15 protein-coding genes, 4 tRNA genes, 3 rRNA genes and 1 riboswitch are annotated in these 19,872 nt (G+C 45.1%); of the genes, 16 read left to right on the plus strand and 6 right to left on the minus strand.

Annotated elements, in window-relative coordinates; all coding sequences use genetic code 11:
- Positions 1 to 5: 5 nt before the first annotated feature.
- The 14 genes from hemG to thiH all read left to right on the plus strand — a co-directional run bounded on the left by hemG (position 6) and on the right by thiH (position 11,437).
- On the plus strand, positions 6 to 542 hold the full coding sequence (gene hemG, locus OCU46_RS00100; protein WP_141273398.1) for a menaquinone-dependent protoporphyrinogen IX dehydrogenase: 537 nt from the start codon (positions 6 to 8) through the stop codon (positions 540 to 542).
- Positions 543 to 1,041: 499 nt separating this feature from the next.
- Positions 1,042 to 2,594, plus strand: a 16S ribosomal RNA gene (locus OCU46_RS00105).
- Positions 2,595 to 2,688: 94 nt separating this feature from the next.
- A tRNA-Glu gene (locus OCU46_RS00110) sits at positions 2,689 to 2,764 on the plus strand.
- A 2-nt stretch (positions 2,765 to 2,766) separates the two neighbouring features.
- A tRNA-Lys gene (locus tag OCU46_RS00115) sits at positions 2,767 to 2,842 on the plus strand.
- Between the two features lie 65 nt (positions 2,843 to 2,907).
- A tRNA-Val gene (locus OCU46_RS00120) sits at positions 2,908 to 2,983 on the plus strand.
- Positions 2,984 to 3,304: 321 nt separating this feature from the next.
- A 23S ribosomal RNA gene (locus OCU46_RS00125) occupies positions 3,305 to 6,193 on the plus strand.
- Positions 6,194 to 6,283: 90 nt separating this feature from the next.
- Positions 6,284 to 6,399: ribosomal RNA gene (rrf, locus tag OCU46_RS00130) — 5S ribosomal RNA — on the plus strand.
- Together the 16S, 23S and 5S rRNA genes with 4 tRNA genes alongside form the textbook arrangement of a ribosomal RNA operon.
- Positions 6,400 to 6,482: 83 nt before the next feature.
- Positions 6,483 to 6,573, plus strand: a tRNA-Ser gene (locus OCU46_RS00135).
- 228 nt (positions 6,574 to 6,801) lie between these two features.
- Positions 6,802 to 7,185, plus strand: coding sequence for a fluoride efflux transporter CrcB (gene crcB, locus OCU46_RS00140; RefSeq protein WP_119011480.1), 384 nt, complete (start codon positions 6,802 to 6,804; stop codon positions 7,183 to 7,185).
- 39 nt (positions 7,186 to 7,224) lie between these two features.
- Positions 7,225 to 7,338, plus strand: a riboswitch (TPP riboswitch).
- Between the two features lie 79 nt (positions 7,339 to 7,417).
- On the plus strand, positions 7,418 to 8,590 hold the full coding sequence (locus tag OCU46_RS00145) for a thiamine phosphate synthase (RefSeq protein WP_141273683.1): 1,173 nt from the start codon (positions 7,418 to 7,420) through the stop codon (positions 8,588 to 8,590).
- On the plus strand, positions 8,580 to 9,341 hold the full coding sequence (locus tag OCU46_RS00150; RefSeq protein ID WP_141273681.1) for a HesA/MoeB/ThiF family protein: 762 nt from the start codon (positions 8,580 to 8,582) through the stop codon (positions 9,339 to 9,341). The genes OCU46_RS00145 and OCU46_RS00150 overlap by 11 nt, the downstream gene beginning before the upstream one ends.
- Complete coding sequence (thiS, locus tag OCU46_RS00155) at positions 9,334 to 9,543, plus strand: sulfur carrier protein ThiS (protein WP_141273679.1); 210 nt, start codon at positions 9,334 to 9,336, stop codon at positions 9,541 to 9,543. The genes OCU46_RS00150 and thiS overlap by 8 nt, the downstream gene beginning before the upstream one ends.
- A 2-nt stretch (positions 9,544 to 9,545) precedes the next feature.
- The gene (locus OCU46_RS00160; protein ID WP_141273677.1) at positions 9,546 to 10,328 is read left to right on the plus strand and encodes a thiazole synthase; all 783 of its coding nucleotides are present in this window, start codon (positions 9,546 to 9,548) and stop codon (positions 10,326 to 10,328) included.
- Complete coding sequence (thiH, locus tag OCU46_RS00165; protein ID WP_141273675.1) at positions 10,325 to 11,437, plus strand: 2-iminoacetate synthase ThiH; 1,113 nt, start codon at positions 10,325 to 10,327, stop codon at positions 11,435 to 11,437. Before OCU46_RS00160 ends, thiH begins: the two co-directional genes overlap by 4 nt.
- A 112-nt stretch (positions 11,438 to 11,549) precedes the next feature.
- Here thiH and OCU46_RS00170 read toward each other — a convergent pair whose 3' ends face one another.
- Positions 11,550 to 13,331 (minus strand): aminopeptidase P family protein, encoded by a 1,782-nt coding sequence (locus OCU46_RS00170; RefSeq protein WP_141273673.1) that lies wholly within the window; start codon positions 13,329 to 13,331, stop codon positions 11,550 to 11,552.
- 223 nt (positions 13,332 to 13,554) lie between these two features.
- On the opposite strand from OCU46_RS00170, the gene tsrA reads away from it, so the two are divergent.
- Positions 13,555 to 13,836, plus strand: coding sequence for an H-NS-like global regulator TsrA (tsrA, locus tag OCU46_RS00175; protein ID WP_141273671.1), 282 nt, complete (start codon positions 13,555 to 13,557; stop codon positions 13,834 to 13,836).
- Positions 13,837 to 13,865: 29 nt separating this feature from the next.
- Here the strand turns inward: tsrA and OCU46_RS00180 are convergent, their stop codons facing one another.
- The 4 genes from OCU46_RS00180 to OCU46_RS00195 all read right to left on the minus strand — a co-directional run bounded on the left by OCU46_RS00180 (position 13,866) and on the right by OCU46_RS00195 (position 16,276).
- A complete protein-coding gene (locus tag OCU46_RS00180; RefSeq protein WP_141273669.1) occupies positions 13,866 to 14,321 on the minus strand; it encodes a DoxX family protein in 456 nt (151 codons plus the stop codon).
- A 13-nt stretch (positions 14,322 to 14,334) separates the two neighbouring features.
- Entirely contained in the window at positions 14,335 to 15,081 is a 747-nt protein-coding gene (locus OCU46_RS00185) for an HvfC/BufC N-terminal domain-containing protein (protein ID WP_141273667.1), read from the minus strand.
- Positions 15,078 to 15,932: an MNIO family bufferin maturase gene (gene bufB, locus OCU46_RS00190; protein ID WP_141273690.1), complete on the minus strand. Its 855-nt coding sequence runs from the start codon at positions 15,930 to 15,932 to the stop codon at positions 15,078 to 15,080. Before bufB ends, OCU46_RS00185 begins: the two co-directional genes overlap by 4 nt.
- Positions 15,933 to 16,015: 83 nt before the next feature.
- Positions 16,016 to 16,276, minus strand: coding sequence for a BufA1 family periplasmic bufferin-type metallophore (locus OCU46_RS00195; protein ID WP_017027087.1), 261 nt, complete (start codon positions 16,274 to 16,276; stop codon positions 16,016 to 16,018).
- A 279-nt stretch (positions 16,277 to 16,555) separates the two neighbouring features.
- Between OCU46_RS00195 and uvrD the strand changes: the two genes are divergently transcribed.
- Positions 16,556 to 18,727: a DNA helicase II gene (uvrD, locus tag OCU46_RS00200; protein ID WP_141273665.1), complete on the plus strand. Its 2,172-nt coding sequence runs from the start codon at positions 16,556 to 16,558 to the stop codon at positions 18,725 to 18,727.
- A 42-nt stretch (positions 18,728 to 18,769) separates the two neighbouring features.
- On the opposite strand, the gene OCU46_RS00205 is transcribed toward uvrD, so the two are convergent.
- Positions 18,770 to 19,396 carry a MarC family protein gene (locus OCU46_RS00205; protein ID WP_141273663.1) on the minus strand — a complete coding sequence of 209 codons (627 nt, stop codon included), beginning with the start codon at positions 19,394 to 19,396 and terminating at the stop codon, positions 18,770 to 18,772.
- Between the last annotated feature and the right edge of the window lie 476 nt (positions 19,397 to 19,872).

Consider the following 19,872-nt stretch of genomic DNA (forward strand, 5'->3'; position numbering starts at 1 on the left):
AATCATTGAAAAAGGCAGCATTGTTGTATTCCACCTGCGATGGACAGACTCGTAAGATATCCGCTCATATAGAGAGTGAACTAGAAGGGTTTGAATGCGAGTCTTTTGATCTAGCCTCGATAGATACCTTGGATTTACTCAAGTTTGACCGTGTAGTGATTGGTGCTTCTATACGTTATGGGCACTTGAACAAGAAACTGTACCAATTCATTCAAAAGCACTTAGTACAATTAGAACAGGTGAATGCCGCGTTCTTCTGTGTGAACCTAACTGCGAGAAAGGAAGACCAAGGTAAAGATACTCCAGAGGGGAGTGCGTACATTAAAACCTTCCTAAAGAAATCACCATGGGAGCCCAAGCTAATAGGAGTCTTTGCTGGAGCTCTACGTTATCCACGCTATAACTTCTTCGACAAATTTATGATTCGCTTCATTATGTCTATGACGGGTGGAGAAACAGATACAACTAAAGAAGTTGAATATACCAACTGGAAAAAAGTCTCTTTATTCACGAAAAAAGTGGCAGAAATGGACAGTAAATAGTCACTTTTGGCCTTTGGTGATGCAAAATTAGCCGAACGACAATAAATTCAAAAAAAACGTCAAAAAAGGCTTGCCAATGTGACTCAGCTCTCTATAATGCGCCCCACTGACACGGCAACAGCGACAACGCTTCGCAGTGTTTCAGTAGGCTAAGTAGCTGAATCATTTGAGTTTAACTTCTCTTCGAAAATAAATTCAAAAAAGTGTTTGACACTGAGATTCAAATCGCTAGAATGGCCGTCCGCTTGAGAGGTAAGCCTCAAAAGCAACGCTCTTTAACAATTTAAACCTATCAATCTGTGTGGGCACTCGTTGATGATAATCGAAAAGATTTATCAATGAACTGAGTGACCAATACAATGATTTTTAATCATTGGCACAGTCAATTCATTATCGTTCTGTTGGAACGATAATAGCTTTAAAATTACTTCTTACTTTCGAGTAAGGAACAGTTTTGAAGTCAGTATTCATTGAGCCGGTCGCAAGACCAAAAAAACTTTAATTGAAGAGTTTGATCATGGCTCAGATTGAACGCTGGCGGCAGGCCTAACACATGCAAGTCGAGCGGAAACGACAACATTGACCCTTCGGGTGATTTGTTGGGCGTCGAGCGGCGGACGGGTGAGTAATGCCTGGGAAATTGCCCTGATGTGGGGGATAACCATTGGAAACGATGGCTAATACCGCATAACGTCTACGGACCAAAGAGGGGGACCTTCGGGCCTCTCGCTTCAGGATATGCCCAGGTGGGATTAGCTAGTTGGTGAGGTAATGGCTCACCAAGGCGACGATCCCTAGCTGGTCTGAGAGGATGATCAGCCACACTGGAACTGAGACACGGTCCAGACTCCTACGGGAGGCAGCAGTGGGGAATATTGCACAATGGGCGCAAGCCTGATGCAGCCATGCCGCGTGTATGAAGAAGGCCTTCGGGTTGTAAAGTACTTTCAGTCGTGAGGAAGGCGTTGAAGTTAATAGCTTCATCGTTTGACGTTAGCGACAGAAGAAGCACCGGCTAACTCCGTGCCAGCAGCCGCGGTAATACGGAGGGTGCGAGCGTTAATCGGAATTACTGGGCGTAAAGCGCATGCAGGTGGTTTGTTAAGTCAGATGTGAAAGCCCGGGGCTCAACCTCGGAACCGCATTTGAAACTGGCAGGCTAGAGTACTGTAGAGGGGGGTAGAATTTCAGGTGTAGCGGTGAAATGCGTAGAGATCTGAAGGAATACCAGTGGCGAAGGCGGCCCCCTGGACAGATACTGACACTCAGATGCGAAAGCGTGGGGAGCAAACAGGATTAGATACCCTGGTAGTCCACGCCGTAAACGATGTCTACTTGGAGGTTGTGGCCTTGAGCCGTGGCTTTCGGAGCTAACGCGTTAAGTAGACCGCCTGGGGAGTACGGTCGCAAGATTAAAACTCAAATGAATTGACGGGGGCCCGCACAAGCGGTGGAGCATGTGGTTTAATTCGATGCAACGCGAAGAACCTTACCTACTCTTGACATCCAGAGAACTCGCTAGAGATAGCTTGGTGCCTTCGGGAACTCTGAGACAGGTGCTGCATGGCTGTCGTCAGCTCGTGTTGTGAAATGTTGGGTTAAGTCCCGCAACGAGCGCAACCCTTATCCTTGTTTGCCAGCACGTAATGGTGGGAACTCCAGGGAGACTGCCGGTGATAAACCGGAGGAAGGTGGGGACGACGTCAAGTCATCATGGCCCTTACGAGTAGGGCTACACACGTGCTACAATGGCGCATACAGAGGGCAGCCAACCAGCGATGGTGAGCGAATCCCAAAAAGTGCGTCGTAGTCCGGATTGGAGTCTGCAACTCGACTCCATGAAGTCGGAATCGCTAGTAATCGTGAATCAGAATGTCACGGTGAATACGTTCCCGGGCCTTGTACACACCGCCCGTCACACCATGGGAGTGGGCTGCAAAAGAAGTGGGTAGTTTAACCTTCGGGAGGACGCTCACCACTTTGTGGTTCATGACTGGGGTGAAGTCGTAACAAGGTAGCCCTAGGGGAACCTGGGGCTGGATCACCTCCTTATACGATGATTACTCACGATGAGTGTCCACACAGATTGATATGGTTTAGAAAGTAAAGAGATTTAGAAATGTCCCCCAAGACATTTCAACTTAGTGTCCCGTTCGTCTAGAGGCCTAGGACACCGCCCTTTCACGGCGGTAACAGGGGTTCGACTCCCCTACGGGATACCATTGGGTCGTTAGCTCAGCTGGTAGAGCAGTTGACTTTTAATCAATTGGTCGCAGGTTCGAATCCTGCACGACCCACCATTTCCTTTCCACAAAGGAAGTTGTTTGAATTCACTTTTAAAGTGAACACAAACAGCAAACAATGTGGGCGATTAGCTCAGTTGGGAGAGCACCTCCCTTACAAGGAGGGGGTCACTGGTTCGAGCCCGGTATCGCCCACCATCTTTAAGCGCTCTCTCGAGTGTGTTTAAAAATGGTTCATTTGTTTGAATCTCGCTCTTTAACAATTTGGAAAGCTGACGATAAATAATGTGATTTCATTATTTATCAAATTTAAAAGTTCTCAAATCCTAATGATTTATCATTAGGTACCAACACACATTCAAGTGTTCTTGGGAATGTATCCTTGCCAGAATGCATTCAAATTTGAGTCCGGCAAAATCGAATGTTATCTCGCTCATAATAAAGAGATAACGCACCTTGGAAACGTCATACTGCAGCGTAGCAACTGCATTGCGTAAGCAAGACCCTTTGGGGTTGTATGGTTAAGTGACTAAGCGTACACGGTGGATGCCTTGGCAGTCAGAGGCGATGAAAGACGTAATAACTTGCGATAAGCCCAGATTAGGTAGTAATAACCATTTGAGTCTGGGATTTCTGAATGGGGAAACCCACGTGCATAAGCACGTATCGTTATGTGAATACATAGCATAACGAGGCAAACCCGGGGAACTGAAACATCTAAGTACCCGGAGGAAGAGAAATCAACCGAGATTCCGAAAGTAGCGGCGAGCGAAATTGGATTAGCCCTTAAGCTTTTAATGCGTCAGGTGAAGAGTCTGGAAAGTCTCGCAGTATAGGGTGATAGCCCCGTAACCGACAACGCATTTTAAGTGAAAACGAGTAAGGCGGGACACGTGATATCCTGTTTGAACATGGGGGGACCATCCTCCAAGGCTAAATACTACTGACTGACCGATAGTGAACCAGTACCGTGAGGGAAAGGCGAAAAGAACCCCTGTGAGGGGAGTGAAATAGAACCTGAAACCGTGTACGTACAAGCAGTAGGAGCGCCTCGAAGCGTGACTGCGTACCTTTTGTATAATGGGTCAGCGACTTATATTCAGTGGCAAGGTTAACCGTTTAGGGGAGCCGTAGGGAAACCGAGTCTTAACTGGGCGTTCAGTCTCTGGATATAGACCCGAAACCAGGTGATCTAGCCATGGGCAGGTTGAAGGTTGAGTAACATCAACTGGAGGACCGAACCGACTAATGTTGAAAAATTAGCGGATGACTTGTGGCTAGGGGTGAAAGGCCAATCAAACCTGGAGATAGCTGGTTCTCCCCGAAAGCTATTTAGGTAGCGCCTCGGACGAATACCAATGGGGGTAGAGCACTGTTAAGGCTAGGGGGTCATCCCGACTTACCAACCCTTTGCAAACTCCGAATACCATTGAGTACTATCCGGGAGACACACGGCGGGTGCTAACGTCCGTCGTGGAGAGGGAAACAACCCAGACCGCCAGCTAAGGTCCCAAAGTATAGCTAAGTGGGAAACGATGTGGGAAGGCTCAGACAGCCAGGATGTTGGCTTAGAAGCAGCCATCATTTAAAGAAAGCGTAATAGCTCACTGGTCGAGTCGGCCTGCGCGGAAGATGTAACGGGGCTAAGCTATACACCGAAGCTGCGGCTGCATACTTTGTATGCGGGGTAGGGGAGCGTTCTGTAAGCGGTTGAAGGTGGTCTGTAAGGGCTGCTGGACGTATCAGAAGTGCGAATGCTGACATGAGTAACGATAAAGGGGGTGAAAAACCCCCTCGCCGGAAGACCAAGGGTTCCTGTCCAACGTTAATCGGGGCAGGGTAAGTCGACCCCTAAGGCGAGGCCGAAAGGCGTAGTCGATGGGAAACGGGTTAATATTCCCGTACTTCTTATAATTGCGATGGGGGGACGGAGAAGGCTAGGTGGGCCTGGCGATGGTTGTCCAGGTTCAAGTATGTAGGCGGAAGGTTTAGGTAAATCCGGACTTTCTTAACGCTGAGATACGATGTCGAGCTGCTACGTGCAGTGAAGTCATTGATGCCATGCTTCCAGGAAAAGCCTCTAAGCTTCAGATTATAAGAAATCGTACCCCAAACCGACACAGGTGGTCGGGTAGAGAATACCAAGGCGCTTGAGAGAACTCGGGTGAAGGAACTAGGCAAAATGGTACCGTAACTTCGGGAGAAGGTACGCTCTTGGCGGTGAAGTCCCTTGCGGATGGAGCTACTAGGAGTCGCAGATACCAGGTGGCTGCAACTGTTTATTAAAAACACAGCACTGTGCAAAATCGTAAGATGACGTATACGGTGTGACGCCTGCCCGGTGCCGGAAGGTTAATTGATGGGGTTAGACTTCGGTCGAAGCTCTTGATCGAAGCCCCGGTAAACGGCGGCCGTAACTATAACGGTCCTAAGGTAGCGAAATTCCTTGTCGGGTAAGTTCCGACCTGCACGAATGGCGTAATGATGGCCACGCTGTCTCCACCCGAGACTCAGTGAAATTGAAATCGCTGTGAAGATGCAGTGTACCCGCGGCTAGACGGAAAGACCCCGTGAACCTTTACTACAGCTTGGCACTGAACATTGAGCCTACATGTGTAGGATAGGTGGGAGGCTTTGAAGACGGTACGCCAGTATCGTTGGAGCCATCCTTGAAATACCACCCTTGTATGTTTGATGTTCTAACTTAGCCCCCTTATCGGGGGTGAGGACAGTGCCTGGTGGGTAGTTTGACTGGGGCGGTCTCCTCCCAAAGAGTAACGGAGGAGCACGAAGGTGGGCTAAACACGGTTGGACATCGTGTGGTTAGTGCAATGGCATAAGCCCGCTTGACTGCGAGAATGACAATTCGAGCAGGTGCGAAAGCAGGTCATAGTGATCCGGTGGTTCTGAATGGAAGGGCCATCGCTCAACGGATAAAAGGTACTCCGGGGATAACAGGCTGATACCGCCCAAGAGTTCATATCGACGGCGGTGTTTGGCACCTCGATGTCGGCTCATCACATCCTGGGGCTGAAGTCGGTCCCAAGGGTATGGCTGTTCGCCATTTAAAGTGGTACGCGAGCTGGGTTTAGAACGTCGTGAGACAGTTCGGTCCCTATCTGCCGTGGGCGTTGGAAGATTGAAGGGGGCTGCTCCTAGTACGAGAGGACCGGAGTGGACGAACCTCTGGTGTTCGGGTTGTCATGCCAATGGCATTGCCCGGTAGCTAAGTTCGGAATCGATAACCGCTGAAAGCATCTAAGCGGGAAGCGAGCCCTGAGATGAGTCTTCCCTGGCACTTTAAGTGTCCTAAAGGGTTGTTCGAGACTAGAACGTTGATAGGCAGGGTGTGTAAGTGCTGCGAGGCATTGAGCTAACCTGTACTAATTGCCCGTGAGGCTTAACCATACAACACCCAAGGGGTTTTGTGGACTCAAAGAAAGAACTTTGAATGTGTATATGACTTTTAAATAACAGTTTTCCGAATTTTAAAATTTGCTTGGCGACCATAGCATTGTGGACCCACCTGATTCCATGCCGAACTCAGAAGTGAAACATAATAGCGCCGATGGTAGTGTGGGGCTTCCCCATGTGAGAGTAGGACATCGCCAGGCTTTAATTAAGTTTTCAGATTTAATAATCTGAAAGCAAAAACTGGATAAGGCAATCTATAAGACCTTAACTAGTAACAATTTGTGGAGAGATGGCTGAGTGGTCGAAAGCACCGGTCTTGAAAACCGGCAACCGTTAATAGCGGTTCTAGGGTTCAAATCCCTATCTCTCCGCCACATTACAAAAAACCGCTGATTCGTCAGCGGTTTTTTTGTATCTGCTGTATTTCAATTCCTCCGATACAAATACCCAAGTCATTTGCTGCTATTTTCTGCAATCTAACCTTTTACACGATATCTGATGCATATGTTTGCTATGCTATCGATCTATATCACATAAAAGCACCTATAAGTGACAGGTGTAACTTTTGAAATGTAATCTATTTTACTGAGGAGAAGTAGGGGATGGGACAGTTTGCAACCCTTGGATTTATCGCAATTGGTGGCGCTTTTGGTGCTTGTTCGCGATATTTGATTTCTGAACTGTGTGTCGTATTGCTAGGACGTGGTTTTCCGTATGGTACCTTGACTGTCAATATTGTCGGTTCATTTATCATGGGGACGCTTATTGCCCTCTTTGAGAATGAAGTGATTGCTGTTGATCCTTGGCGTCAAATCATCGGTCTTGGCTTCTTGGGAGCTTTAACTACTTTCTCTACCTTCTCAATGGATAATGTCCTTATGTTCCAACAGGGGGACTACTGGAAGGCTGGGTTGAACATTGTACTTAATGTTGTATTCAGTATCTCTGCTGCAATGATTGGATTCCATTTAGTGTTCAAAAATTAACATGTCTGCTTTGTTCTTCTCGTAGTTTATATATAATAGAACTGCTTGTCGGAGTGCTGAAGTGTTAATCACAAGATGCTGAGACCGTGAATACGGAATTCGTTGAACCTGATACAGGATAATACCTGCGAAGGAAACAAGGTGGTCATTTCGAAAAGCTATTGGGTTTTTACCTGATACTTGCACCATCAAACTATCCGACAAGCTGTGTTTTTTACAGAAGGATAGGGCGATGAATTCCCCGCTAAATAGTTTTATAAAATCCCCAACGATAACACCTGCTTTTGAAAAAGCGTTTTCACTTGTTGTAAGCAAGGCTATTACGGCGGGCTTTAACAATGTGATTACTGCGATCTCTGGTGGGGATAGCTACGTTGTCGCCACTCCAAATCAAACATTTAAGCTTGTTGTTGATAACAATGATGAACAACAGTTTTCTGCGACTATCGTCGATTCAGACAACCACCAACTTGCCTCCCTTGTAGTTCTTCATACTAAAGGCCAGGACTCAATCACTCTTAGTGATGCTAGTTCCTTTAAGTGGACATATAAACCTGAAGACTATCCAACCTGTAGTGATAGCTATGTAGCATGGCTTCTTATCGCTTTGTCTTTAGAATTCACTATTGAAGATGCCGCTCTTATTGCCAGAAGCGCCCAGCATGTTTCATGTGAAACATGGCCTAGCCACATTAAATTCTTTCCTCAGCTAACAGCGACTCACCAACAAGTTGCTACGCGAAACTCGACCCGATGCTTTGGGCTGTATCCTGTACTAGATAGCCTTGAACTAGTCGATGAAGTTTCCCAAAGCGATGTAAACATTCTACAGCTGAGAATTAAAGATAAGTCTAATGATGCAGTATCTGAAGATGTCAGACGCGCCATTCAGATTGGTAGAGAAAGAGGCGTGGATGTTGTCATTAACGATTACTGGGAACTTGCATTAGAGCACGATGCTACTTGCATCCATTTAGGTCAGGAGGATCTAGCAGAATTAGCTGATAGCCGCCTACTAAGTAGTAAAGTGGGTTTAGGGATATCAACACATGGTTACTATGAAATTATCAACGCGTTGCAGTACAAGCCGTCCTATTTAGCATTAGGGCACATCTTTCCCACTACAACCAAAGATATGCCATCTTCCCCCCAAGGCTTAATAAAGCTCAACCTATACCAAGCTCTAATTACTTCAATCGGTGAGCAAAGGGGAGAAACACTGCCTTCTGTAGCGATTGGCGGTATTAATCTAGAGCGCGCACCATTAGTGATCGAGTCAGGTGTAACGAGTGTGGCCGTGGTTAGAGCGGTAACGCAAGCGCACGATAAGCATGAAGCGGTTGCACATTTCCAACAGCTATTTAAAAAAAAGCATCAATTCGATGAGGCAACTCATGCTGTCTGATCAGGAGTTTTTGCGCTATCAACGTCAGATTATGCTGCCTGAACTGGGTGAGAATGGGCAGCGATTATTGCTCGACGCTAAGGTGCTTATTGTTGGGTGTGGTGGTTTAGGCAGTGCTGTAGCGCTGCAACTTGCCGGCGCAGGTATTGGTAAACTAGTGCTTTGTGATGATGATAGTGTTGAGTTAAGCAACTTACATCGTCAACTAAGTTACAGAGAATCGGACCTTGGTCAAGCAAAGGCGGCAGCCCTAGCGGGGCAGATTAAACAACTCAATCCATCGATTAGTACACGTAGCGTAAACAGACGTATGTCTTTAGATTTGCTGAAGATCGAAATCAGCTTAGCCGATCTCGTCATCGACTGTAGTGACAACTTCCCTACAAGACAAGATATTAATCGAGCCTGTACGACGAGCCACACCCCGTTAGTGTCGGGTGCGGCAATAGGATGGGATGGTCAAGTTGCTTACTTTGATGGTCAGCAAAATAGCGCGTGTTATCACTGTCTATATCCGTTTAGCGAATCCAATCAAGCGACTAAATGTAGCGAAGCCGGAGTAATGGGGCCGAGTGTCAATATGATTGGAAGCCTTCAATCTATGCTCGCAATAAGAGCAATTGCAGAGCCAACAACACTAAACACCGGTGAATTGATTGTGTTCAGCGGGAGAGACATGAGTCATCAAAAGTTTGTCATTGAGAAAGATGAAAGTTGCGCGGTATGTAGTGAGGGAAACAACAATGAATGAAGTAATGGTAACCATAAACGACAAGCCGACCAATATTGGTATGGAGTCTAAACTTATCGACGTTTTAAATAAGCAAGGTATCCCTTCAGAGGGCTGTGCTATTGCGGTAAACAACAAGGTGGTTCCTAAATCAAAATGGAACACTATTCATATACAAAAGGGTGACACACTTTCTGTGTTCCGCGCGATAGCTGGAGGATAACAATGCTTAAGATTGCAGATAAGACATTTAAATCAAGACTGTTTACGGGTACCGGAAAGTACGCGAATAACACATTAATGGCATCATCCATTGAAGCCTCTGAGTCCGAGTTAGTGACTATGGCATTGAAACGTGTCGATGTATTTGATCAGCAGGATGACATCTTGAAGCCTCTGAAGGATCTTGGCGTGAATCTACTACCAAATACTTCGGGTGCAAAGAATGCAGAGGATGCAATATTTGCAGCTCATCTTGCTAGAGAGGCCCTACAAACAAATTGGCTTAAATTGGAAATTCATCCGGATCCAAAGTATTTAATGCCAGATCCAATTGAGACATTAAAGGCTGCAGAGCAATTGGTTAAAGATGGTTTTATAGTGTTGCCTTATTGTCATGCTGACCCTGTTCTGTGTAAGCGATTAGAGGAAGTAGGTTGTGCTGCCGTTATGCCTCTAGGGGCGCCAATCGGCACCAATAAAGGATTGGCTTCTATCGATTTCCTTAAGATTATTATTGAGCAAGCTAACGTTCCTGTTATTGTCGATGCAGGTATCGGCGCACCATCTCATGCAGCACAAGCCATGGAACTGGGTGCAGATGCGGTATTGGTTAACACTGCAATGGCGACAGCCGGTGACCCAGTTGCGATAAGTCGAGCATTTAAGTTAGCGGTTGAAGCTGGCAGAATGGCTTACGAAGCGGGCTTAGGTACACAGCAGTTAAATGCGGTAGCTTCTAGCCCTATGACGGCATTCTTAGATTCTCAGTACGAGGCTAAGTTATGAGTTTTGTAGATGTATTTAAATCTACAGACTGGAGTGAGAGCTACCTATCCATTATGTCTAAGACGGCAATGGATGTTGAAAAGGCGCTAACCAAGCCTAGGCTAGATATTGAGGATTTTAAGGCGTTAATCTCGCCTGCAGCAGAGCCGTATTTAGAGTCTATGGCACAGCTTTCTTACCAGAAAACAAGGCAACGATTTGGCTCTACCGTAGGGCTGTATGTTCCTTTATATCTATCGAATCTCTGTTCAAACGATTGCACTTATTGTGGTTTTTCCATGAAGAATAAGATCAAGCGTAAAACACTTAATGTCGATGAGATTGGTTTGGAAATCGATGCACTTAAGCAAATGAAGTTTGATAGTGTATTGCTGGTGACGGGCGAGCATCAGAATAAAGTTGGAATGGATTATTTCCGACAGGTGCTTCCTGAAATTAAAAAAGACTTCAATTATCTTGCGATGGAAGTACAGCCTCTGGAGCAAGATCAATATGCTGAGCTGAAGACCTTGGGTTTGGATGCGGTCATGGTTTATCAAGAAACCTATAACCCATCGACTTATGCTGAACATCATCTTAAAGGCTCGAAAACAGATTTTTACTATCGTCTAGAAACACCAGATCGATTAGCAAAAGCGGGCATAGATAAGATTGGTATCGGTGCCCTTATTGGCTTAGATAATTGGCGGGTTGATAGTCTGTTTGTTGCCACTCATTTGGATTATCTAGAAAGAACCTACTGGAAGTCTCGCTACAGTATTTCTTTGCCTAGACTAAGACCTTGTGAAGGTGGGGTGCAACCCAAATCAATCTTGAATGATAAGCAGATGGTACAGCTTATTTGCGCGTACCGTATCTTCAATCAGCACGTTGATATTTCTCTTTCTACGCGAGAGTCAGCAAGCTTTAGAGATAATATTCTTCCACTCGGTGTGACGACAGTTTCAGCCGCATCTAAAACTCAACCGGGAGGATATGCTGTTGATACTGAAGAATTAGAGCAGTTTGAAATCTCGGATGAACGCTCAGCTTCAGAAGTAGAGTTGGCAATTCGAAATAGAGGACTAGAACCGGTGTGGAGAGACTGGACTTCGATTTACTCGGGGTAAAGATTTCTAGATAGGTTCCTAAATAGATTCCTAGATAGGTGTTTCACGTGAAACCAAATTAAAAAACCAGTGACGATGCCACTGGTTTTTTGTTTGTTACCCTTAAAGAATATTACAGGGCAGTAGTCGCTTGTTGAAGCCACTGCTTAACTTCACCATCTACCAGCGGGGAAAGGTCGTTCCATACTTTCTGATGATATGTATTTAGCCAATCAACTTCGTGTGAAGAAAGAAGAGTCAGGTCAATATTGCGCTTATCGATAGGGCAGCGAGTCAGAGACTCGAAACCTAATACAGAGAAATCGCCTTTGGTTTCAACCTCAACAACAATCTCTAAGTTTTCAATACGAATGCCAAACTCATCTGTGCGATAGTAACCAGGTTCATTGGACAGAACCATACCAGCCTCTAAAGCAGTATCATTGTATACCTTAGCGATACGCTGAGGCCCTTCATGCACACTAAGGAAATGCCCAACGCCATGACCGGTGCCATGGTCGTAATCAAATCCATTCGCCCATAAATGTTGGCGTGCGAGAATATCTAATTGGTGTCCTTTTGTTCCTTTAGGGAATCGAGCTTGAGCTAAGCCAATATGCCCCTTTAGTACAAGAGTGAACTGTTTTTTCATTTCTTGTGTCGGATTACCAATTGCGATGGTTCGAGTAATGTCAGTCGTACCATCTGGATATTGGCCACCTGAGTCAACCAAGTACATTGAGTTGTTAGACACAACACCTGGGGTAGGCTCGTTGTTGTGGTTGTAATGACACATAGCTGCATTGTGAGCGGCTGCAGAAATAGTATCAAAGCTCAGGTCGGCTAATGATGAATCTTCTTTTCTGAAGCTCTCTAGCTTATCTGATAGTTGAGCTTCGTTGAGGTACTCGCCTTTGTCATTTTGCTTATCGAACCAGGACAAAAACTTAATCATCGCGACACCATCGCGAACGTGGCTGTTCTTCATTCCTTGTGCTTCAACACTGTTCTTAACCGCTTTTGGAATTAGGCAAGGGTCGGCAATTGGTAATACTTCCGCACCAACTTGATTAAGCACTAGCTCAAACCAAGCGTTACTGGTTGCAGGGTCAAGTATTACCTTGCGGCCTTTAAGGGCCGTGAGGCGAGCTTCAATTTCTGATGGAGAGTAGACCACAACACCAGCCCCAACATGCTCACTAAACTGCGAAGGCACACGGTCAGAATCGATAAAGAACTCAACTTCACTATTGCTATGAACAATGGCATGAGAGAGGGCGACAGGTAAACGAGAGATATCGCTACCGCGAATATTCAATAACCAACAAATTGAATCAAGCGCTGTAAGAACTGCGCTATCTGCTTTTTGTGCTTTTAGCTCATCCGCAATCAAAGCACGCTTTTCTTGACTACCAACACCAACCCAATCTTTTTCCATCAAACGTAGTGTAGAAAGTGTGGCCTGTGGTCTATCACTCCACAATGTATCGATTGGGTTGCTATCGATGTACACGATCTCATAATCTTCAGAAAGAGATTGCTTAGCTGAGGCTAACCAACGACCAGAATGCATTCTAGGGTCAATACCAACCTTACTGCCTTTTTCTAAGTTTTGAGTCACCCAAGCTATAGGTGGGTTTTCCACTAGATGTTGGTAAGAATACACATCAGAAGGAGTCTGCTTCGTTACTTGAACGGTATAACGACCATCAACAAAAATAGCCGCATCATTAGTAGAGATTACTGCAGCTCCTGCTGAACCTGTAAAGCCTGTCAGCCAATGCAAGCGTTCATTGTGCTCTGGGATGTATTCACCAAGAAATTCATCTTCGTGAGGAACAATGAAGGCGTCTAATCCGTTTGTACTTAACCAGTTGCGAAAATCTGCAACACGGCTTTTGATCTGAGCTGGCATAATCTCTCCTTTTCGTTACTACCTTTATGCGCATGGCGATTAAGCTACTCTTTTTAAGTACTGTGTGCAATTTCAGAGTGTGGAAAATGACGTTACATATCGCAAATGAAAACTGTTCTAGTTACGGTAAAAAGAGTATATTCTATATACAGACACTATTTTCGTCCCACCGCGAGTTTTGATTTCTTCAAAACACAACAAGTTCTTATTGAAGTGAAATAATATGGCATTAACGACTTATGAATTAGCTCGTATAATGGAGCAGATGGAAGAATCTCCAGAGAAAGTAATGTACGGTAAATTACTGAGCGAGCTTGGTAATCAAAGTGAAGAAAGAATTAGAAGTGCAGCAAAGCAATTACCATTGCACACTCTAAAAGATATCGTTTATCAGTTTCAAAGAGTTATTGAATCTCGAAAAGGCGAGCAGGTTGATTTACTCGCTCAAGAACTCGTAAAAGACGGTATCTCTGTCGAAGACTTAAAAGCATATATGAATAAATAAGCTCCTATTAAGGAGCTTATTGTTTGTGATTATTGTGTGAGTCGCTTAGCCAAAATATGATCGGCAGACAGTATTCCCGCCCCCCAAACTAGGTTAATTAAAATCATTAACCCCCAAAGTTGATGATCATAAAATCCTTTTTCCCAAAGTACAGGATAAGACACTACGGCCATGATATTAAATAGGAATAATATCGCTGCAAATGGTCGTGTAAATAAGCCTAGCGCTATAAAAACAGGAATAATAAGCTCAGTGGCTGTTCCTACATAAGCTGCTAGTTCCCAGGGGAGAATGGGTACCTGATATTCGTATTCGAATAAAAACAGCGTACTGTCCCACGTTCCTATCTTCACCAGTCCAGAATTAAAGAACACCCAAGCGACCCAAAGTCGACAGAAAAGAAGAAGGGCAGGTACCGCCAAGCCTTGAAGATTTTCGACCAGCCCTGCATAAACTTGGTATTTGGATTGGATTGTACTGTTCATATCAACTCCTTAGCTATACAAAGCCGGCGATCAGCATTCGATCTACCAATGACGGTATAGAAGGAAGTAGCTGCTCGTTGATTTCTGATAATGGTTGTTTGTTTTCGATTGCTCTTAGTAGCAGATATTCGTTGTGTTCAAGTTGATAAAAATGAAGTGTTCCATTTCGCGTTGCTTGAACATAACCATATTGAGATTGGTTGAGCTGTAAATCACTGAACGAGTTTCTATCGATGGCCTCGATCAGATCAAATATCGAGTAACTTGATTCAAAGCTACGGGCGCTTGTTTTAGAAACCAAGCGTAGTTTTTGCTGCTGTTGGTCGTCCAACTGATTCAAGGCAGAAAGAGGGCGGTGTGCATTCTCAATTGCGTTGTGTAGGTTAAGTTTTAGTTCATCGCCTAAGGCTTCAAACCTTGCGACCTCATTGATATAAGGGGCGGCTTCAATGACTTTTGGAAATGTAGATATCGTTTTATCAAACCCTTGGCCATAACTGGACACGTTGCCACTTGATGATGGGTTATTTAGAACGTGAGATCTTGCTATCTGCTCGAAACATTCTTCCCCCACTAGAGCCAATGTGTAGGGATACATCGCCTTCAGGACATCGGTAAAGCTATGTATTACATTGTTTCTATAGATCTGAATGCGCTGCTCATCAGTGAAGTGGTCACTATGAATGTGGCAATCAGAGACTTCCCCTTGATAGTTCAAAGAGCGGGCAAAGTTGCTTTGCAATTCAGACAGGCTGATCATGAGGCCTCCCTAACCTGTATCGATCTCCTGGCAATTACCGACGCTTTTTCTGCCTCGGATAACAATACTTCTGGGGTCGGTATATCCATATCCCACTCTATAAGGGTGGCTGTGTTTGGGTTGGATTGACTCCATACTCGATAGAGTTCCCATACTTCATCACACACCTTAGTACTGTGTGTATCAATCCATATCTTCGAGCCCTTAATTTCTTTGACGGTGAATCCAGCAAGATGAATCTCTTGAACCGCTTGTTGGTTAATGGCATTCAGGTAATGAAGGGCATCGAAGCCATGATTTAATGAAGAAACATAGATGTTATTCAGATCGAGTAGCAGTTGGCATTCAGAACGCTGTTGTACTTCATTTAGAAACTCCCACTCTGAAATGGTGGAGTGCTTGAAGCGCAAATAACTGCTTGGGTTCTCAATGAGTAATGGGCGCTTGATAGCATCTTGAACCTGAAGAACATTTCGAACAAAAACCTCTAGTGCTTCTTCTGTATAAGGGAGAGGGAGCAAGTCGTTAAAATGCACACCACCATTCTCACTCCAACTTAAGTGATCGGAGACGAGCGATGGCTCGATTTCATCAACTAACTGAACCAACGACTGTAGGTGGGATGTGTCTATTTCATTCACTGAACCTAGAGATAGTCCAACGCCGTGACAAGATACTTGATGTTGCTGGCGAATGCTTCTAAGTTGCTGTCGTGCTGGTGAGTTGATTTCAAAGTAATTCTCACTATGCACTTCCAACCAAGAAACGTGGCCAGGGTTATGTTCAAAAAAGTTAAGATGAGGGTGACGTAAACCCACTCCAATACTGTTATGAATCCCCATATTGTGCATAGTCATTGTCTCCGAAGATTAGTGAAAAAAGAGGGGCACGATTGATAGGTGTGCCCCAGACCTTATATCTAATTCGAGCTAGATTACGAAGATGATGTGCTACCACCGGCTAGCTTGTCACAAAGGCCTTTAGGTACCACGACAAAGGCGTCTTTCTGGTGATCTTCTTTTGATGTGCCAGCACATGAACTGGTTTTCGTTGCGCAGTCATTTTTGCCTGCTTTTGATACGCCGTAGCATTTCTCTTTTTCAGCAGCGACCGCATGCGTTGCGGTCAGCATAGTGCCACCTAGAGCTAATAAACCAGTAACTGCCGCTGTAACTGCAAGATTAGACTTTTTCATAATTTCATCCTCGATATGATTCTAAGTTGTCTGAGCAATCGCCGGTTAATGTTAACGGTTTGTTGCGAGTGCCTGTTAGATAGGACGGGTTGGATCACGAAAATCTTTCAAAAAAATACAATGAATTATGAGTTGTTAGCTATGGCATTGAAAATAAACAGGTTTTAATTTGTGTTTTTCTTGGAAGAAACGCCAAAAACACAGGTTAGAGATTGTACCTGTAACCCTGTATACTGAGCTTTAATGTATAAATAAACAGTAATAGATTGGAAAGGTACGATGGACGCATCATTATTACTCGACGGGCTCAATGATAAACAACGAGAAGCCGTTGCAGCCCCATTAGGCAACCTATTGATCCTAGCAGGCGCGGGCAGTGGCAAAACCCGAGTGTTGGTTCATCGTATCGCTTGGCTGATGTCTGTAGAGCAAGCATCTCCATTTTCGGTTATGTCGGTAACCTTTACCAATAAAGCGGCCGCAGAGATGCGCAGTCGTATAGAAGAGTTGATGCAAGGTACCGCTTCTGGAATGTGGAATGGTACTTTCCACGGAATTTGCCATCGAATCCTTCGCGCTCATTACCTTGATGCTAAGTTGCCAGAGGATTTTCAGATCATTGATTCTGATGATCAGCAGCGCTTGCTTCGACGTTTGATAAAAGCTCAAAACCTAGATGAAAAGCAATGGCCAGCAAAACAGGCGGCTTGGTGGATTAATGGTAAGAAAGATGAGGGGTTAAGGCCTCAACATATCGATAGCTATCACGATCCAGTTACTAAGACGTGGCTACGCATCTATTCGGTATACCAAGAAGCGTGTGACCGAGCTGGCTTAGTCGATTTTGCTGAAATTTTGCTGCGTTGCCATGAGCTTCTGCGCGATAAACAACATATACGTGAGCACTATCAGGCTCGTTTCAAGCACATCTTGGTGGATGAATTTCAGGATACCAACAACATTCAGTATGCTTGGTTACGTATGATGGCGAGTCCAGATTGTAATGTCATGATTGTAGGCGATGATGACCAATCTATTTATGGCTGGCGTGGCGCTAAGATAGAAAATATTCAGCGCTTTCTTAATGAGTTTAAGCAAGCGTCAACCGTACGCCTTGAACAAAACTACCGTTCTACTAAAAACATACTTACGGCTGCTAACCATCTGATTGCCAACAACGTTGAGCGCATGGGTAAAGAGCTGTGGACCGATGGTAGCGATGGTGAGCTTATCTCGGTGTATTCAGCTTACAATGAGTTAGATGAAGCTCGCTTTGCAGTCAATAAGATCAAAGAGTGGCAAGATACGGGTGGTGTACTAAAAGATTCGGCAATCTTGTATCGAAATAACGCCCAGTCACGTGTGATCGAGGAAGCCCTGATCCAAGCGGGAATGCCTTATCGCATTTACGGTGGAATGCGATTCTTCGAACGTCAGGAAATCAAAGATGCTTTGGGCTATCTACGCCTAATGTCGAACAGAAACGATGACGCAGCATTTGAAAGAGTGGTTAACACACCGACTCGTGGTCTAGGGGAAAAAACCCTTGAAACCATTCGCTTTGCTGCCCGAGATCGTGGCGCTACATTATGGCAAACCAGTAATCAGCTTTTAGAAGAAAAGGTCTTTGCAGGTCGAGCTGCTGGTGCTCTAGGGCGCTTTGTCGAGTTAATTAATGCTCTAGAAGATGATACCGCTGCAATGGACATGCATAAGCAAACTGACCATGTCATCAAGGCCTCCGGTTTGTTTACTATGTATCAGCAAGAGAAGGGCGAAAAGGCTCAGGCTCGCATAGAAAACCTTGAAGAACTCGTCACGGCTACGCGTCAATTTGAAAAGCCTGAAGAGGCTGACGAGATGAGTGACCTAACGGCTTTCCTTACTCATGCAGCTCTTGAGGCAGGTGAGGGTCAAGCTGATGAATTTGATGATGCGGTGCAACTGATGACCCTACACAGTGCTAAGGGTCTGGAGTTTCCTTTAGTATTCATGGTGGGTGTAGAAGAGGGCATGTTCCCAAGCCAAATGTCATCGGAGGAAGCGGGTCGACTCGAAGAAGAGCGTAGACTCGCTTATGTGGGCATGACTCGAGCGATGCAGAAATTGTATCTCACCTATGCTGAGATGCGTCGTTTGTATGGGCAAGATAAATACCACAAGCCATCTCGCTTCATTAAAGAATTGCCGGAAGCGTGCGTTCAAGAAGTACGTATGAAGGCGCAGGTGAGCCGACCAACCAACAGTGGTAGATTCAGCCAAACGGTTAAGAAAGAAAGCTTTAATGAGACAGGCTTTAGTTTAGGACAGCGAGTTAGTCATCCAAAGTTTGGAGAGGGCACCATTATTAACTTTGAAGGTAGTGGCGCGCAAAGTCGTGTTCAGGTTGCCTTTAATGGTGAAGGAATAAAGTGGCTGATTACTCAATACGCTAAACTCGAGAGACTGTAATTTTATAAAGCCCCAGTATTATGAACTGGGGCTTTTTACTTTCTAGACGATGTAATAATCTTTTATGCCTTGCAACAGATTACTCACTGCAACAGCAGCTAAAATTAATCCCATTACACGACTGATGATTGCGGCGCCCACATTACCAATCCACTTCTGAATGTGAGTCGCCCCAAGTAGCAAGAAGAGGGTGATGAGCAGCACTATTAGCATGACACCTGCGGTCATAGCCTGATCGATAAAGGCATGCCTGTGATTATCAGTAAGCATCACGATAGCCATCATAGCGCCAGGAGAGGCAATTGAAGGAATAGCCAAGGGATATACGGCCAAATCAGCAAGCTGCGAACGATCGATTTCTTTCGACATTTTACTTTCTTGTTCAGGCTTACTTTCCCCAAAGATCATGGTTAATGCAAACAAGAGCAGAACCAAACCTCCTGCTGCCTGGAATGCAGGGAGAGGGATCTGCATAGCCTCTAGCAACACTTGTCCAGCAAGTAAAAAGAACAGTAGTACACCTGTTGCAATTGCAACGGCTTTAATTGCGACTAATCGGCGCTGTTTCTTGGCTAAATGTTGAGTCTGTGAGAGATAGACAGGCACAGAGCCAACAGGATCGATGACCGCCCACAGGACGACAAATTGAGTAACTAGGATGCTGAGCAAGAAAGTTATCTCCTAAAGTAGGATGAAGGAAGGGCGCTTTTCTTAGTATATTAGTTGTAGTTGGGGGCTGGTGATATGAATAATACCAATCACAGTAAGTGATCAGAAACAGCGCAGGAAAAAGTCGTTATCCAGTGCTTTAACAAGCTAGGGTGGGTAGTTATTTTAAAATATGTCGCATAAAGAAAAACCCCGAGAGCTTGCGCTCTTCGGGGTTATAGTCTTACTCGCAGCAATCCGGCTACTAAGTGTGCTCCATGCATCAAATCCATGATAGTGTGCTGTTATCCTTCAGCGTATTCCTTTTCTCGCCATCCTAGCGGTGTCCATATGACCTTATCCTGGTCTGCTAACAATCCTCGTTAGCGCACTTCACTTAATCCCTGAGCGGTGTCCCTTACATCATCCTGATGTTTAGTCCTTGCCTCATCCAGAGGTGTCCATTGTCTTTCCTTAGTAGTAACCATCCTAGTTAC

Origin of the sequence: Vibrio comitans, from assembly GCA_024346835.1 — a bacterium.
Classification (GTDB): Bacteria; Pseudomonadota; Gammaproteobacteria; order Enterobacterales; family Vibrionaceae; genus Vibrio; species Vibrio comitans.

Excerpts from the sequence above, each read along its gene's own strand:
- OCU46_RS00150 (WP_141273681.1), top strand. The coding sequence starts at position 8,580 with ATGCTGTCTGATCAGGAGTTTTTGCGCTATCAACGTCAGATTATGCTG.
- OCU46_RS00180 (WP_141273669.1), bottom strand. The coding sequence starts at position 14,321 with ATGAACAGTACAATCCAATCCAAATACCAAGTTTATGCAGGGCTGGTC.
- OCU46_RS00195 (WP_017027087.1), bottom strand. The coding sequence starts at position 16,276 with ATGAAAAAGTCTAATCTTGCAGTTACAGCGGCAGTTACTGGTTTATTA.
- crcB (WP_119011480.1), top strand. The coding sequence starts at position 6,802 with ATGGGACAGTTTGCAACCCTTGGATTTATCGCAATTGGTGGCGCTTTT.
- thiH (WP_141273675.1), top strand. The coding sequence starts at position 10,325 with ATGAGTTTTGTAGATGTATTTAAATCTACAGACTGGAGTGAGAGCTAC.
- OCU46_RS00145 (WP_141273683.1), top strand. The coding sequence starts at position 7,418 with ATGAATTCCCCGCTAAATAGTTTTATAAAATCCCCAACGATAACACCT.
- OCU46_RS00170 (WP_141273673.1), bottom strand. The coding sequence starts at position 13,331 with ATGCCAGCTCAGATCAAAAGCCGTGTTGCAGATTTTCGCAACTGGTTA.
- bufB (WP_141273690.1), bottom strand. The coding sequence starts at position 15,932 with ATGCACAATATGGGGATTCATAACAGTATTGGAGTGGGTTTACGTCAC.
- OCU46_RS00185 (WP_141273667.1), bottom strand. The coding sequence starts at position 15,081 with ATGATCAGCCTGTCTGAATTGCAAAGCAACTTTGCCCGCTCTTTGAAC.
- uvrD (WP_141273665.1), top strand. The coding sequence starts at position 16,556 with ATGGACGCATCATTATTACTCGACGGGCTCAATGATAAACAACGAGAA.
- thiS (WP_141273679.1), top strand. The coding sequence starts at position 9,334 with ATGAATGAAGTAATGGTAACCATAAACGACAAGCCGACCAATATTGGT.
- OCU46_RS00160 (WP_141273677.1), top strand. The coding sequence starts at position 9,546 with ATGCTTAAGATTGCAGATAAGACATTTAAATCAAGACTGTTTACGGGT.
- tsrA (WP_141273671.1), top strand. The coding sequence starts at position 13,555 with ATGGCATTAACGACTTATGAATTAGCTCGTATAATGGAGCAGATGGAA.